At 47.0% G+C, this 15577-nt stretch carries 13 protein-coding genes; 1 reads left to right on the top strand and 12 read right to left on the bottom strand.

The genetic code is table 11. From position 1 onward, the window contains the following. Positions 1-259: 259 nt before the first annotated feature. Complete coding sequence (locus MKX34_RS07110; RefSeq protein ID WP_256717710.1) at positions 260-2191, top strand: ATP-dependent DNA helicase; 1932 nt, start codon at positions 260-262, stop codon at positions 2189-2191. Positions 2192-2257: 66 nt separating this feature from the next. Here MKX34_RS07110 and MKX34_RS07105 read toward each other — a convergent pair whose 3' ends face one another. The 12 genes from MKX34_RS07105 to MKX34_RS07050 form a co-directional block, all read right to left on the bottom strand. Then, complete coding sequence (locus MKX34_RS07105) at positions 2258-3028, bottom strand: ABC transporter permease (RefSeq protein ID WP_038569396.1); 771 nt, start codon at positions 3026-3028, stop codon at positions 2258-2260. Then, positions 3029-3787 (bottom strand): ATP-binding cassette domain-containing protein, encoded by a 759-nt coding sequence (locus MKX34_RS07100; protein WP_036675796.1) that lies wholly within the window; start codon positions 3785-3787, stop codon positions 3029-3031. A gap of 76 nt (positions 3788-3863) precedes the next feature. Then, positions 3864-4730, bottom strand: coding sequence for a pentapeptide repeat-containing protein (locus tag MKX34_RS07095; RefSeq protein ID WP_038569394.1), 867 nt, complete (start codon positions 4728-4730; stop codon positions 3864-3866). 14 nt (positions 4731-4744) lie between these two features. Further along, positions 4745-5074, bottom strand: a complete 330-nt coding sequence (locus MKX34_RS07090) for a PadR family transcriptional regulator (protein WP_076297802.1) — start codon at positions 5072-5074, stop codon at positions 4745-4747. A gap of 166 nt (positions 5075-5240) precedes the next feature. After that, on the bottom strand, positions 5241-6524 hold the full coding sequence (locus tag MKX34_RS07085) for a DUF1963 domain-containing protein (RefSeq protein ID WP_076297801.1): 1284 nt from the start codon (positions 6522-6524) through the stop codon (positions 5241-5243). 265 nt (positions 6525-6789) lie between these two features. Next, entirely contained in the window at positions 6790-8520 is a 1731-nt protein-coding gene (locus MKX34_RS07080) for a family 10 glycosylhydrolase (RefSeq protein ID WP_076297800.1), read from the bottom strand. A gap of 38 nt (positions 8521-8558) precedes the next feature. Next, complete coding sequence (locus tag MKX34_RS07075; RefSeq protein ID WP_076297799.1) at positions 8559-10205, bottom strand: extracellular solute-binding protein; 1647 nt, start codon at positions 10203-10205, stop codon at positions 8559-8561. A 33-nt stretch (positions 10206-10238) separates the two neighbouring features. Next, on the bottom strand, positions 10239-11129 hold the full coding sequence (locus MKX34_RS07070) for a carbohydrate ABC transporter permease (protein WP_076098900.1): 891 nt from the start codon (positions 11127-11129) through the stop codon (positions 10239-10241). 59 nt (positions 11130-11188) lie between these two features. Then, complete coding sequence (locus tag MKX34_RS07065) at positions 11189-12115, bottom strand: ABC transporter permease subunit (RefSeq protein WP_036675807.1); 927 nt, start codon at positions 12113-12115, stop codon at positions 11189-11191. Positions 12116-12139: 24 nt separating this feature from the next. Then, complete coding sequence (locus tag MKX34_RS07060) at positions 12140-13438, bottom strand: 6-phospho-beta-glucosidase (protein WP_038569389.1); 1299 nt, start codon at positions 13436-13438, stop codon at positions 12140-12142. 43 nt (positions 13439-13481) lie between these two features. Continuing rightward, positions 13482-14462, bottom strand: a complete 981-nt coding sequence (locus MKX34_RS07055; protein ID WP_076104750.1) for a BadF/BadG/BcrA/BcrD ATPase family protein — start codon at positions 14460-14462, stop codon at positions 13482-13484. Between the two features lie 21 nt (positions 14463-14483). Next, entirely contained in the window at positions 14484-15473 is a 990-nt protein-coding gene (locus MKX34_RS07050) for a LacI family DNA-binding transcriptional regulator (RefSeq protein WP_244886434.1), read from the bottom strand. Positions 15474-15577 lie beyond the last annotated feature (104 nt).

Raw genomic sequence — 15577 nt, 5'->3', positions numbered from 1 at the left:
TATTCAAGATATGTGTATATTTTCCTGCTTCAAAAACACAGTAATTCACTTTGTTTTAATCACTATATTATATTCTGACACTTGACTGTTAGAGTAGCATCGAAGATAATTACAACCTCACCAAAAAAACTATAATTAGGAAGATCATTGATTTTGAAAAGGGGCGGTCGTCATTAGCTGGTTAAGTGATCTCTATAAATTACAGAAGCAGGAGCTAAAGAAGGACATCGAGCCCTCTTTAGTCAATGCTATCTTTCGAATGTATGATAAATTCCCCAGGATTGGACTTAAAGAGCGGATCGGCCAGCAGGATATGTCTCTAGATATCGCTGATGCCTATATAAATGGACGTAACGCGATGATTGAAGCTGGAGTCGGTATCGGCAAGTCCTTTGCCTACCTCATTCCCAGCCTGCTTATTAACCAAATCTCAAGGCAACCGGTTATTATTGCGACATCCTCCATACAACTTTCAGAACAAATACATAAAGATCTGAGATTCATCGGAAGTCGTCTCGGATTTACAAGGGTACGTTCGGTAGTTGGAAAAGGCATGGGGCAGTATGCTTGCCGGTATAGGGCAGCAGATCTGTTCCAAGCGGATGATTCAAACACTCCTCTGTCTGCGCTTGCTCAACAGATTGTGAATTATGAAATTGATGAGCGGGCAGATATTAAGGGCGGGGTTAGTGATGCTGTATGGTCTAACGTTTGTGTGAATGATTGCAAATTTGAACGTTGCCATTATAAAAGTACATGTACGTTTTATGAGATGAGAGCTAAAATTAATGCCAACGCGAGCGACATGGATTTTATTATCGTAAACCAGGATCTGCTCATCCGTGATTTAATCAAGAAAAAGGAAGGAACGAAGGGGTTAATCACCGAACGGCCGGCTCTGATCGTAATTGATGAAGCGCATAATCTGGAAGCAAAGGTTAGAGATGCAAGAACGCTCGAATTTACTTACCGGGGAACCTGCCGTATTCTGGATGACGCCTTACAGATTCTCTTCAAGCAATCTGCCGATACGGAGCTTATGCCGCAATTTAAATTTATAAAAAGATGCGTTGGCCATATTTTTAAACAAGTAGAGGCAGACTTACTGCAAACAGCCAAGCAGGACAATGACCGTATAAAAATATCGCAGATCACAGGAATCCCCTTAAGACGAGCGGCACAGGTTTTAAAAGATTTTAATCTCAGCCTTTCCGTCTTAACTTCACGGCATGAACGGGAGATTGACAATATTTTTGAAGCCATGAACGGACTTATCGACCTCTTTGATGTACTCGCCGGAGTAGAGGATAACTATCTGATCTGGGCAAGTAATACCCAGCGGGAGAGTACCCTTAGTATCTGCCCTAAAGGGATAAGCCAGTTTCTGAAATATACCTTATTTAACGGGAAAACCTCAGTTATTTTAACGTCAGCAACCATGTGTCAAAGCGGAGAAACGCTGGAGGAACAATACGCTTATCTCACTGAGTCCCTCGGTTACAGGGGAGATTATATGGAGCGCCAAGCTTCACCGTTTGATTATGACAACCACACTATGCTGTATATTGCTAAGGATATCCCCTACTATAACCATCAGCGGCGGGAAGATTATCTTGAAGCGGCATACAAGGAAATGATGAGGCTCTGTAATTTAACAGACGGGCGGACATTAGTTCTTTTTTCAGCTAAAGAGGATATGAAGTATATTCATAAGAAGTTAAACTCTGAGAAGCTTGCATGGGCATTACATGTTCAAAGGGAAGGCTCGTCCCAGGACGGGGTGATCGCTGACTTTCGGGGCAGTAAAGGCGTTCTACTTAGTACCGGTGTATTCTGGGAAGGTGTGAATATCGAGGGTTCCGATTTGTCGCAGTTAATCATTTTCCGTCTGCCTTTCCCTGTTCCTGCCGATCCTGTCTATGAATATAAGACTTCGATGGCAAAGAATCCCTTGAAAGAGGTTTTTGTACCGGACATGCTGCTTCGGTTAAGACAAGGAACCGGGCGCCTGATCCGCAGTGAAACTGATCTGGGTGTACTCAGCATACTCGATTCCCGCCTGTCCATTGCCGCCAAAAAGGATTACCGGGATCAGGTACTGGAAGCTTTACCTTTTAAAAAGGTTACTGAGGATTTCAAGGTTCTGGAGAAGTTTGTGAAAGAAAAAGGGATACAGCTTAGTGATACGTAGAGAAATGAAAAAAAGCAACCCATCCGCAGACAAGTCGCTTCTAAATCCTGTAACGTTATCTGGCAATTAAACAACTTTATGTTTGTATACCCGCATCGCTAATAAATACGCAACTACTAGAATGGCTATGCACCATATGATGGCTCCCCAAATATCATTGCCGACAGGCTGCCCCATCAGGAGGGAGCGAACCGCCTCTACTATAGATGTAACGGGCTGGTTTTCAGCAAAGGCGCGAACGACTGGCGGCATCGATTCGGTAGGCACAAAGGCCGAGCTGATGAAAGGAAGGAAAATAATCGGATAGGAAAAAGCAGTCGCGCCGTCCACCGATTTTGCGGATAGTCCAGCAATTGCCGCGACCCAAGTTAGAGCCAGCGTAAACAATATGAGGATGCCGGCAACCGCCAGCCATGAGAGCACTCCTGCCGATGAACGAAACCCCATAATCAATGCAACAAGAATGATGACGCTAACTGAAATCGCATTGGATATCAGGGAGGTCAGCACATGTCCCCACAGCATGGTAGAACGTGCAATCGGCATAGAATGGAATCTCTGAAAAATCCCTTTTTGCACATCGTTAAACAGGCGGTAAGCCGTATAAGTTACACCACTTGCAATAGCGATCAGTATGATCCCGGGCAACAAATAATTCACATAGTTATCCGTACCCGCCTGGATGGCCCCACCGAACACGTAAACAAACAACAGCATAAATGCAATTGGCATGATAGTTACCGTGATGATGGTATCCATACTGCGGAGAATATGGCGCATAGAGCGTCCAAGCATTACACTCATGTCACTGAAAAAGTGCTTCTTAATCATTTCCATTTACTTCCCCTCCTTTTTGCCGATGATTGCGAGGAATATTTCCTCCAGCGTCGGCTGCTTTTCAATGTACTCAACTTTTGCGGGCGGGAAACGCTTTTTTAGTTCTTCGAGTGTACCGCTCGCAATAATTTTACCTTCATGTAGAATGGCAATTTGATCAGCAAGCTGCTCTGCTTCTTCCAAATACTGCGTCGTCAAAAAGACAGTCGTACCGCCGTCGGCAAGCTCCTTAACCATCTTCCATACATCAATCCTTGCCTCAGGATCAAGTCCAGTGGTTGGTTCGTCGAGGAAAATAATCTGCGGTTTTCCAACAAGGCTCATCGCGAGATCTAATCTCCGGCGCATCCCGCCTGAATAAGTGGATACCTTGCGATCCGCGGCATCGGTCAAAGTGAAGCGTTCCAGCAGATCGTCCGCAACTTGACGCGGATGCTTCTCATGGCGGAGCCTCGCAATCATGATCAGATTTTCCCGGCCGGTCAGAATCTCATCCACGGCGGCAAATTGACCCGTCAGGCTGATGGACTGGCGTACATAATCAGGCTTTGTGGCGACATCGAATCCGTTCACTGCAGCAGTCCCACCATCTTGATTTAGCAAAGTGGTGAGGATTTTGACAATGGTGGTCTTGCCTGCGCCATTGGAGCCAAGCAGGGCAAAAACGCTGCCCTGCTCCACTTCAAAATCCACCCCCTTTAAAACTTGAAGCTGTCTGTAGGACTTTTCCAACCCAACCACTTTAATGGACTTGTTCATTGCATTCCCTCCCTAAGGTTTTGTTAGCATATCTTCATGGAATTTTCCCCGCAAAACTCACTTCGGAAGCTCAGGCTTATAGGACTGTAACCTTTGTCAAATCAGCTTCCATGCCTTTGAGCGCAGCGAAGGTCAACTTATCCATCATTGCACCGTCAAAGTTGATCGTTTTAATTGCACGATAAAACTTCTTGGATAACGAAAACCCGGAGAGGAATGACACATTTTTTAACGTCGCACCTCTAAACGAAATATCGTTCAGCGCCGACTTTTCAAACTTGACCCCGATAAAGGTCTGGCCGTCAAAACATAATCCCCGCAGATCTGAGGTTTTAAATTCCACACCGTCAAAGATACAGCTCTCAAAGATTGTTTTCGTAAGATCAGTCGTACACAGCTTGACGTCGGTCAGTCTTGCACTGATAAATTTCGCCCCTGTAAGTCCTGATGAGCTAAAGTTGGTGCGAACAAGAATAGATTTGTGAAAGCTCGCATTTGCCAGTTCAATGCCGGACAGATTGCAGTCGGTCAGATTAGCGCTGTCGAACTTGGCCTCGCCTACGTCACTGCCCGCGAAAGAACTGCCAGTCAAGTCAGCGCCTGTAAAATCGGAACCCCGCAACGCGCTCACTTTAAAATCCCCTTTATGGGCGGTAACGCCTGCAAAATCGCTCTTCGATAAGTTGCTCGCCCTAAAGCTCGTCACCACCTGCCGCTCAAGTGAACGGGAGAGATTGGCAACCTCCTGCACCGTCTGTTCAATGTCGCCAATGCTGTCTATCGTCATCTTAAACGCCGTTTCATCATCCTTGCCTTCAGCCTTGAGTTCACTGAACCGCTCCTGCAAATCGGAAAGGAGGTCACTCTTTAATTCAGCAACGCTTTTTATCCCGTCATAGGGTGCGAATACGCCATTTAAATACATGTTTAATTTCTCATTCATATTATCAAGTCTCCTTATAATAAGTTTTCAAGCACACGCTTTGCGTACTCCCAATTAGTCTTGTTATTGGCGTAAACAGCTTTCCCCTTCTCGGTAATCCGAAAATACTTCCGTCGTCCCCCCTGAGACTCATCCCCCCAATACCATTCAATGTCACCGTCTGCCTCAAGCCGCCGGACGCTGGAGTACATCGTAGCTTCTTTTAATTCATATTCGCCTCCGGAACGCTCAGCAATTAATTTGACGATTTCATATCCATAACGATCGGCTTCGGACAAGAGCCGTAATACCATCGTATCGGTATGTCCTCGCAGCAGATCGGATCTGATTTTGTTCTCACTCATTTCATCACCTCATAATCGCATTGTATATCATACTACTGTGACAGTCAAGGTACTTTGATCATCATGTTTATACAAAATAAAAAAATGCCATCCTTAGTTGTCTAAGGCAGCATTTTTCTCTTTTAAGTCTGAAGTTCCAATCTACGCTAACCAGAAATAAGTTGATTTACGTCTGCTGGTAATTCACAGCTACCTGCAGGCAACCCTCACACAAAAATGCATAATAAATCCCCTCGCTGTCCTCGGCCTGTTCCATGTCCATTTGGGCAATAAACTTCATCGTCGTCGAACAGCAAGGGCACACAGGATATTCCGCATCCTGAATCCAAGCCGGATGTCCTCCAATCTGCGACGCAGGCGCCTCAAGCATCCAATATGAATTTTCATAGGTTCCCATCTGCCGTTCCGATAGCTGCATGGCATGCCATGCTATTTCTTCCCTGTCTTCATTTGCAGGCAAAAAATCAGGAACGGTATTATATTCACTCCACGAATATTGGCCATCCAGCTCCGCTTTCATAAACACGGTGCCATAACAATTACAATGCATGCAAGCTGCAATCCTTAACCGCTGGCCGGAAAGCTTCATAAATTGAACCAGTGGATTCTGCAAATCGTAATCAAACAGCACTGTCAACTTACCGCCACACCAAGGGCAGGAATGCTCACCCGCCTGTAGCGCCGCTACCGCCGTATGATCCCGATCCATCCCATTTTTTCCGTCCCTGTTTACTTCAAAATGATAACTCTCAGTGTAAAAAAGCAGCCTTTTCCCACCGTCGGGATCTAATTCCCATCCTGCTTCGTGAGCATAGCTTTCCGGAGACACATTTAACTCCGATGTCCATCGAGGCGGATGCTGCCGCCATGTCTCGAACTGCCGAACAACCTCTTCATCACCAATCCAGGCCATTGCAAGCAGCAAATGATTACGGTTTTCCGAGTCATGCTCTAACTGATGAATGATCTTATCACGGATCTCCTGACCCGCTTCTTTATAGAGAATGCCGGGATAATACTTCCCGTTAAGAAAAAAAGCCTCCAGCCCCCGTTCAATGGATGCACTTGAAAAACATATAAGCGACAGTAAAATGGTTTCAGCCTGGTCAAAATCATCTTCTTCCATCAATTCAATGGCGTAGGATTCCAATCGCTCCCTTTCCCTTTCAGTCAGTTGACGATATAACTCTTGCGCGGTTTTGTGATAGGGAATTACGTGTTCAAGCGGGCTCAATCTCCGCGGTTTGTGCATGATTTTAAGAATTTCAACCGGATCATTCACACCTGCGTACAAATCAATGTCTTTTCGATTTTGTTCAATATAAGCCTTTTCCTCCAGCGCAAGCTTCCTCTGATGACAGGGCATGCAGATTCCACCTGTCTTTAAAGCAGTTGCAGGAAGTATGCTTCCCTTGCAGCCTGAGGTTTGGCAGGGTATACGCTCGCTCATCGTATCTCTCCTATTCTGTATAAGTTATTCTCAAAGACTATTATTAATAAGCTAAACTGCATTATAGAATTAGCTATATTATAGAATTAGCTGCATTAAATATACCACCGGATTTAGCAGCTTTAAATTCATTTCAGATTTCAATTGGATATATCCCCCACCATCACCTTATACCGAAATAAAAAAGGTTAACCAGATATTTCTGGTTAACCTGATAAACGAAAACTCCCCCGGATAAAGAAGAACCGGTGCCCTTGTATTAAGCTTAATCCGTAATCTTCACATTTCCAAACACAGCCTTATTCCTCGAGTCATCCCCGGGATTGCTAAGTGCTATGCCAATATACACCTTGCGGTTCATCGGAATCTGAACAGTTCCGACCGTTTGCCAGTTATTCCCGTTACTCGAAATAGCCCCTTTGAAGGTATTTCCACTTCGGGTCAGCTTTAGCCATCTTGGAGCCGAGGCAGCCGCAGTCTGATCAACCATATTGCCGGCAGTCTCTGCACGATACTGGAAGGTTGCCCCATTTTCGGGGGTAAGCATCATATCTGCATGCTTCGAATTATGACCCAGCGACTCCCGAATCATAATGCCGGCCTTGGCCCAGCCGTCCAATCGGCTAGTGGACTGCACTTTAACAATAATCTCCGCATTGCCTCGCACGGATTGGTATATATAATTCAGTTGATCTCCATTTCCCCAAATATCCGTAGAGCTGCTGCTGAGTGTAAATTGCTTATTGGAAGAATTGTAGGTAACGTTCCCCGGCATGGAACCGATATTCCGCGCCTTCCATCCTGTTGGTAATTGAGCCGGATAGTCTTGTTCTACCGGAGGCGTCCAGCCTGGCGTAGGCCAGGTTTCACGTTCTTTGATATTGGCCAGCTCATCTTCTGGCCAGGCCCCGTAAGCAAAGAACGACAGACGCTTCACACCTGGATAATTCTCGCGGATTCCCTTGTAAATCTCCTGATATTGATCATCTGTCCAGTCATTATCCAGCGTCGCAACAATTTCCACGTCACTGCCGTTAATCCGGTCGCTCGTATCCTTCAGGATGCCGTAGGAAGTGCTGTATACCCAATCACTGTTGAACTCCCAGTCATCAAAGTACGCCATTGGTGCAACAAAGTCGATATCATCCTTGAATTTCGCTACATTCTGCCCAACTTCAATGAATTCTGGCGGCAAAATATACACACCGAGCTGCACATCCGGCTTCGAGGACTGGGTGATATCCTGACGGATATCGCCCACATACTGTCCGATTTGATCGGTCCTCCATTCATTCCACTGCTCACGCTGAGGCGAATCTGTCTCGAAGTCAATGCTGAGCGGTGAATACCCGAACTGCGCCTGATACTTCGCAACCGTATAATCACTGACGTCCATGTTGTAATTGTCGAAGCGGATCCAATCCAGCACAACGCCATCCACATCATAATTCTCGATCACTTCCTGAATAATGGAACGCTCATACTGCTGCACTTCATGGTGAATCGGATTGACGAAGTATTCGTTGCCGTTAGAACCTGTAAACGGAGTCTGAACCCCGTCAACCAGCGCCTGCATCTGCCATTCATCGTGCTCCAGGAAGGCCTGCTGATCATGGAACTGCGGAATCCAGGCATGAACCTTGATTCCTGCAGCATGGGCTGCCGTAATGACAGCCTGCAGGGCGTCGAAATTCTGGTAGCCTTGGGCAATTGGTGCGATATCACTCTGATAAAATACACTTCCAGACGGAACCTCATCATCTTCATCCTGCTTCACGTTCATGCTAATAACATCGACGCCATAGCTTGTAGACAGCGCGATGAAATTCTGGACATCCGTCATGTTCTTAAACTGGTTTACGGTCCGTACAATAACTTCCGTTTCGAAAGGGGGGTTACTCTCCTCGGCCATAACAGGAACGGAACCACCGGCTATCGAAGAAACCAACACGATGCTTAACAGTGCTATGAACCTCGAACTCAACGCAAATGCCATAATCTCGCCTCCACTAGTATAAGATTTTATAAATAGTCTTATTTCGTCGCGTTGATTTTCTTAACATTTTCCTGCCATTTTTCGGTTCTGAATTCAAGCAGCTTAGCCAGCCCCGCTTTTTCGGTGTTCTTTTTAGCTGTCTCCAGCGCCGACAGCACCGCTTCATCCGACTTCGCCTGAACCATCTGGGCGTAAGCAAGGGTATAAATATCCCCGATATTCTGTGCGATGATGCCGATTTCCGTATCCGGAATCGGATCGGTATTTACAAACTCCGTGATATCCAACGCGGTTTTCCAGGTCACCGTGGACTGCGCCACGGTCTCCCAGGATTTCTGGTTCGCGGAAAGCAGCGCCTCGAGGCTCATTTTCGCCGTATCAATAAAGGTTGTATTTCCCGCCCAGTTAAAGTCCTCGAATTTCCGCATCGTTTCCGTGCGCTCGTTAGCAGGAGTCGTCTTGTATTTCTCGTTCGGGATTGGCGCTCCGTCCGCATCCTCTTCATCCCAGTACAAGCCTTTAGGACCGAAGAAAAGCACCTTCTGTCCCTCCGGACCCGTAATCCAGTCAAAATAAGCGAAGATGGCCTCTGGATCCTTGGCCTTTTTCGTAATGACATTAACGTTCCAACCCAGCGTCTCAAAGCCGCTTACAAACACTTGTGTTTTGTCTAGACCGGCTTTATGAATCGGCCATATAATCTCATAACCGCTGTCCGGATTATTCGCTGTCAGTGCCCGGTGTCCCTCGGCTCCATACGTAGTGATATTGGATTCGACCATGACTGCTACCCGGTTGGTATTGACCTTTTCTTTGACCGCATCCTGGGTTTGCTGCAGAGCATCCTGCGTAATCAGCCGTTCACGATACAGCTTATTAATATACAGCACCATCTCCTCGTAAGCGGGATCGTCCAAGATAGATGACAGCTTGTCGCCATCCGGATATCCCATGAGTGAAATGAACTTACTGGTGGAGTTCTCCTTAAAACCACCATACATAATTTCCAGACCTGCCCCCTTCTCCCCAACCTCCAGAGGTACTACATCCGGATACTTTTCTTGCACCTTAAGCAAATATTGATACAAATCATCGAAGGTCTCAAGCGCCGGTCTGCCGAGTTCGTTATAAATATCTTTATTCACCATCCATCCGCCGTTGCCGAATTGCCCGGATGTATACCAGTTCGGGATTTGATAGATTTTCCCGTCTTCTGAACGGAGCAAATTCAGGGTGGATTCCTTCACATATTTCTTGAAGTTCGGATACTTCTCATAGTAATCATCCAGCGCAACGAGTTGTCCTGCCTGCACCAGCCGTTCCACTGAGGATCCCCGGTCAGTAAAAATGACATCCGGTAAATCACCGCCGACGATCATCGTGTTGAGCTTTTCTCCGGCCGCTCCTCCGGATTGTATGGGTTCAACAGTAACCTTACGGTTCTCCTGAATCCATTTTGTCGCCTCATTATCCCCCCATGGTGATGTCGTAAGCCAGTCATAGTTTCCATAGAAGCTGAAGGTGACGGGCTTGATCCCGCTGCCGTCATCTGTGGCGGCCTCAGTATTCAGATTTTTCTCGCTTGTGTTTGGTGAAGTGTTAGAATTTCCTCCTCCGCTACAGGCAGCGAGAAGAAGCACCAGTGAAGTCAGCAAAAGAGATACCCATTTCATACGATTGCGCATCTTTTCCCTTCTTTCTACATAATATGGAGACTGCTATTCTTTCATCGAACCGATCATTACGCCCTTAACAAAGTACTTTTGGAGAAAAGGATACGTCAGGATAATTGGAATGGTAGCGATCATCATCGTAGCCATAGTCAGTGACTTCGTGGTAATCGTCCGATTCCGGTTCATATGATCCAGCGCGATAGCATTCGATGAGCCTATTTGGGTCATGATGTTGGAGTTCATAATCTGGCGCAGAAGGGTCTGTATAGGAAGCAAATGATCCTTTGTAATATAGATCGCTCCCGTAAACCAGTCGTTCCAGTAACCTACTGCGGTGAATAAGGCAATCGTGGCCAGCACCGGACCGGAGACGGGAATGACGATTCGGAAAAAAATGCCGTAGTTGCTGCTGCCGTCGATTTTGGCCGATTCCTCCAACCCCTCCGGCAGAGCGTGGAAGAAGGTGCGGATGACAATCATGTTCCAGACACTGATGATGCCGGGGATAATCAGCACCCAAAAGGTGTCCAGCATACCCAAAGAGCGAACTAGTAAATAACTAGGGATGAGCCCTCCACTGAAGAACATCGTAATCATGAAGAACACCATATATTGTTTTCGAAATAGCAATGTCTTCTTGGACATTCCGTAGGCTAACAGTGCCGTGAAAAAGACAGACAATGCCGTGCCGCATAACGTTCTAAGAATGGTGATCAGAAAAGAATTCAGCAGGCGTTGATCCTGAAACACAATATAATAATTTTCCAGAGTAAAAGCTCTCGGTAACAAGGTTACACCACCGAGCGCCGTATCGCTCCCTAGATTAAAGGAAATGACCAGCGCATTCCAAAACGGGTATAGCATGAGTAACGCCAGCAGCGTCAAAAGGATATAAATACTCCGCTGCATGATTTTGTCGCCTAGGCTTAGTCTCATTGTTCACCCCTCCTAAAAGGTTTATGGAGCATCGGAAGCATTCGCTATGAGTAGTAGTACTACCAGAGACTAACATCTGCCCGGCGAGCGATTTTGTTGGCCGTCACTAGCAGAATGACACTGATCACCGCCTTGAATAGCCCTACCGCTGTCGCATAAGAGAATCTGGCATTTAAAATCCCAACACGGTACACATAGGTGTCGATAACATCGGAGTAGGGTCGCAGAATTGGATTGGTTGCCAGCAGCAAAATGTCCTCGAAGCCCGCACTGAGCAGACTGCCGATGGCAAGAATCATAAAGATGATGATAATGGGGGTAATGCTGGGGAGTGTAATCAAGTGAATTTGCTTAAACCGGCTTGCTCCATCTATAGAAGCGGCCTCATATAGGGTTGGATCAATGCCTGCAATCGCGGCCAGGTAGACAATGCTGCCGAATCCGACCTCTTTCCACACATTTACGCTTACTAGAATCGACCAGAAGTATTTGGGTAACGCCAGGAAGTTAACTGGTTCCCCTACCAGATTGAATCGCTCCAGCACATAGTTCACCGTCCCGTTGTCAACGGATAACAGCGAAAATACAAAACCGGATACTATAACCCAGGACAGGAAATAAGGTAAATAACTGACGGTCTGGATAATGCGTTTAAAGCCCATATTTCCTATTTCATTCAGCATCAGCGCAAGAAGAATCGGGGCAGGAAAAGAGATAATCAATTTAAGCAAGCTAATCACAAGGGTATTTCGCATCACATTCCAGAACTCCGGCGCCTCGAAGAACATTCTGAAATGCATAAATCCAACCCAGGGGCTCTTCATAATGCCGCCAAAAATATCGTATTGCTGGAATGCCATAACCACGCCATACATCGGAATGTAGCTAAAAATGAATACAAAGATAATTCCCGGCCAAACCATGGACTGCAAATCCAATTGACTGATAAATTTCTTCCATCTACGCGGTTTCTCGGCCGTGTTCATCCGCTTTTCCTCCTCTGGACGATTCTAGTGAAACAACGGCAACAACGATTTGTTCTTCTCCAGCATTTCATCCAGCAGTTGTTCAGCTACGGTGACCGAAGGCACGAGCGGATGATGAACCATAGCCTGCAGGGCTATATCCCGGTCTCCGTGCACAGCCGCTTCGATGGTGAGGCTCTCGTATTGTTTGACTGCAGCCAGCAAGCCTTTTACGGGCTGAGGAATTATGCGCAGCGGAATCGGCAGCGGACCTTGCTTGGTGACCATACAATTCACCTCAATGGAGGCATCGTCCGGCAAGAAGTCAATAATTCCGTTATTCCTTACATTCAACGTCTGGATATCGCGGGAATCATTATAAATGGAGCGCATCAGCAGCACTGCCGCCTCCGAGTAGTAGGCTCCGCCGCGCTGTTCCAGCTGCTTGGGCTTTTCCTTCAGCTCTACGTTCCGGTACAGTTCAAACAGCTCTTCCTCCACCTTCTTCACTACCTCAGCGCGCGATCCAGTCGTTGCTGCTGCTTCCTTCTGTTCCGCAAGCATCGCGTCCGTCATATAGTAATAGCTCAGGTAATAAGAGGGAATCGCTTTCAAAGCATTCAGAAACCGGTAGTCCCAGGAATCAAACGGCACATTGCTCGCCTTGTAGCTCTGCGGGTAATCAATGAGCTCCTGCAGCTTGCTTTTACCGTCAATCACGATATCGGATACCCAGTGCAGATGGTTGATGCCGACAAACTCCGCGTAGATCTTCTCCATAGGAAGTCCGAAGAACTCGGAGAGCCACTTTTGAAAACCGATCGGTGAGTTGCACAATCCTACGCTTTTTACCGATGAGTATTTGTGAACAGCTTCAGTCACCATACCGGCCGGATTCGTAAAATTCAGCAACCAGGCATCCGGAGCCAGCTCCTCAATGTCTTTGCAAATATCCAGAATGACCGGGATGGTCCGTAGGCCTTTCATCATCCCTCCGGGACCTGTCGTCTCCTGGCCGATGACATTGTATTGAAGCGGAATTAATTCGTCCCATTTGCGCGCTTCCAGCATGCCTACCCGGATTTGCGTGCATACAAAGTCCGCTCCGGCAATGGCTTCCCTGCGTTCCAACGTCTGGACCACGGTAATCGGCAGTCCGGACTCAGCGATCATGCGTTTGCTCAGTTCTGCAATCGTATGCAGCTTCTCCCTTCCCTCCTCAATATCCACCAGCCATACTTCGCGGATGGGAAGCTCTTGGTGATGCAGGATGATGCCTTCAATAAGCTCAGGCGTATACGATGATCCCGCTCCGATGACAACCAGCTTCAATGTTTCCTCCATGATAGACCCTTCCTTCATCTTTTTCATTTTGGTCTTATAAAAACTAGCCTATTGTGTTCGGTACTTTCCCCTGTGATAGATTATCTAGAACCTTCTGATCTACACGCATACCGCTGCTTTCCATAGCCAGAACGACCGATCCTACAACCGGCTCCCGGGTCAAAATCCTTAAAGTGCCATTCGGAGCCGACAACTTCACTCTTCTCTCAATGGCCCGCCGGATGATGCCTGAGCGGTCTCCCTTTGTCAGCAGGCTGCCTGCAAGTACGATGTCGAAGAAGTCCTCCTCCATGCCCAAGCGACGGATGGCCGATACCGCGGCCAAACCCAGCTCATCCCCTTGCTTGACCAGCAGCTCGGTGGCAACCTGGTCCCCTTCCTCTGCCGCTTGAAATAATAGTTCAGCAATATGGGGAGGCAGGTCTCTGAAATGATCCAGGTAATCCTCTCTTAATTCCGACACATTGGAATAGCCCAACAATTGCGTTAAGCGTTCGGTTAGGACCGTCTCCTTCTCTCTTCCCTCATCCGCCCGAAGGACGCTACGGAATACCTCAATACTTAAATCATAGCCACCGCCATAATCCCCGAACCGGTAGCCGAATCCACCACATTGGTATGTAGCACCCAACGGATTTTTACCACTACAGTTCACGCCCGATCCGCAAATCAGCACGATCCCGTAGTTCTTCTCTGTACCTGACCGCAAGGCTATCCATGTATCGCAGGAAATCTCAGTTTGGGGAAGATCAAAGCTGCTGATGACCGGTCGCAAAATCCGGAAATCAGCCTCTCTGTCCGCTCCCGCTAAGCCGAACCAGGAGTAATCCAGCTGATCCTTGGTCAGCCCTGACGCCATAATTGCTTCCGATAGGGCCTGCTGCAAACTGTTCACCGCCTGCTCACGGTTTATTTGATGATTTCCGATCCCACCCTTGCCTACTCCGATGACCTTCCCTTGTTCATCTGCAATCATTGCATGGGTTTTACTGCCTCCTGCATCAACTCCCAAAAAATACTTCACGGATGATTTCACTCCTAAAATTCAAGGTAATCTAACAGATGCGGTGGATTCACGAATGAGTAGCTGCGGAGCGAGCTTCGTTACAGCGGGCGGCATCACCTCCCCATTGATCATTTTTAGTAGTAAATCAACGCCTATATTGCCCATTTGTGCCTCAGGTTGTCTGACCGTCGTTAACCGCGGGTAAAATTCACCTACGAACTGCTGATCATCAAATCCAACAATTGAGATATCGTGGGGTACTCGAATTCCCTCTTCCCGGAGAGCCTGAACCATTCCAAGAGCAATAAAGTCATCCCCGGAAAAAAAAGCTGTCGGCAGCTTATCTTCGCGGATCCATCTCTTGGCCACCTCATAGCCGCCGCTTACTGTAAAGCTGCAGTATTCCGTTCCGAATGGCGTTAACCCGGCATCCTCGAGCGCTTGGACATAACCTCGCTTACGCTCCGCTACACTTAGAAATACCGAAGGGCCGCCAATATAGGCAATTTGAGTGTGCCCAAGATCGATCAAGTGCTTTGTAGCCTCATACCCGCCTTGATAGTTATCGACCACGACGCTAGGCACATCCTCATGCTGAAACTGGTTATCCAGCAATACAAACGGAATATTTTTTCTTTTCAGTTCCTCTACATATGCCTTTTCTTCAAGTGGGGACAACAGGATAATTCCGTCAACGCGATCCTTCTGAAACAGGAAATTGTCGCCCTCATCCTCATTCTCGGCGATCGATAGGGCTAAAAAATACCCTTGCGCTGCCAGCTTCCGGTTCACCACGCGAATAACCCGGTCATAGAAAGAGTCGTTAAAGTTGGTAATCGACATCCCGATGACTCCCGTTTTGCCCCTCACAAGACTCCGCGCTGCTGAATTGGGCTGATAATTCAATTCCTCCATAGCTTTCAGCACTTTCTGTCTATTAGCTTCCCGTACAGAGGGTAAATTGTTAAGCACCCTGGATACGGTCACTACAGAGAGTCCCGACTTTTTGGCTACATCATGTATATTCATCTTAGCTTCCATACCTCCGTCACCCGAAAGTTTAAACGATTAAACTTTTTAGGTAAATAAAAAAACCTTACCTTTCGTGATATTTCTATGTTCTGATTGAAAAT

Source organism: Paenibacillus sp. FSL R5-0636, assembly GCF_037974255.1.
GTDB classification, from domain to species: domain Bacteria; phylum Bacillota; class Bacilli; order Paenibacillales; family Paenibacillaceae; genus Paenibacillus_AQ; species Paenibacillus_AQ odorifer.
The sequence above is the reverse complement of the archived record's forward strand: the minus strand, read 5'-3'. Positions and strand labels throughout refer to the sequence as shown.

What these genes read in the sequence shown, in the direction of transcription:
- MKX34_RS07100 (WP_036675796.1), bottom strand. Translation starts at nt 3,787, where the DNA reads ATGAACAAGTCCATTAAAGTGGTTGGGTTGGAAAAGTCCTACAGACAG.
- MKX34_RS07075 (WP_076297799.1), bottom strand. Translation starts at nt 10,205, where the DNA reads ATGCGCAATCGTATGAAATGGGTATCTCTTTTGCTGACTTCACTGGTG.
- MKX34_RS07095 (WP_038569394.1), bottom strand. Translation starts at nt 4,730, where the DNA reads ATGAATGAGAAATTAAACATGTATTTAAATGGCGTATTCGCACCCTAT.
- MKX34_RS07065 (WP_036675807.1), bottom strand. Translation starts at nt 12,115, where the DNA reads ATGAACACGGCCGAGAAACCGCGTAGATGGAAGAAATTTATCAGTCAA.
- MKX34_RS07080 (WP_076297800.1), bottom strand. Translation starts at nt 8,520, where the DNA reads ATGGCATTTGCGTTGAGTTCGAGGTTCATAGCACTGTTAAGCATCGTG.
- MKX34_RS07060 (WP_038569389.1), bottom strand. Translation starts at nt 13,438, where the DNA reads ATGGAGGAAACATTGAAGCTGGTTGTCATCGGAGCGGGATCATCGTAT.
- MKX34_RS07090 (WP_076297802.1), bottom strand. Translation starts at nt 5,074, where the DNA reads ATGAGTGAGAACAAAATCAGATCCGATCTGCTGCGAGGACATACCGAT.
- MKX34_RS07070 (WP_076098900.1), bottom strand. Translation starts at nt 11,129, where the DNA reads ATGAGACTAAGCCTAGGCGACAAAATCATGCAGCGGAGTATTTATATC.
- MKX34_RS07050 (WP_244886434.1), bottom strand. Translation starts at nt 15,473, where the DNA reads ATGAATATACATGATGTAGCCAAAAAGTCGGGACTCTCTGTAGTGACC.
- MKX34_RS07105 (WP_038569396.1), bottom strand. Translation starts at nt 3,028, where the DNA reads ATGGAAATGATTAAGAAGCACTTTTTCAGTGACATGAGTGTAATGCTT.
- MKX34_RS07085 (WP_076297801.1), bottom strand. Translation starts at nt 6,524, where the DNA reads ATGAGCGAGCGTATACCCTGCCAAACCTCAGGCTGCAAGGGAAGCATA.
- MKX34_RS07110 (WP_256717710.1), top strand. Translation starts at nt 260, where the DNA reads ATGTATGATAAATTCCCCAGGATTGGACTTAAAGAGCGGATCGGCCAG.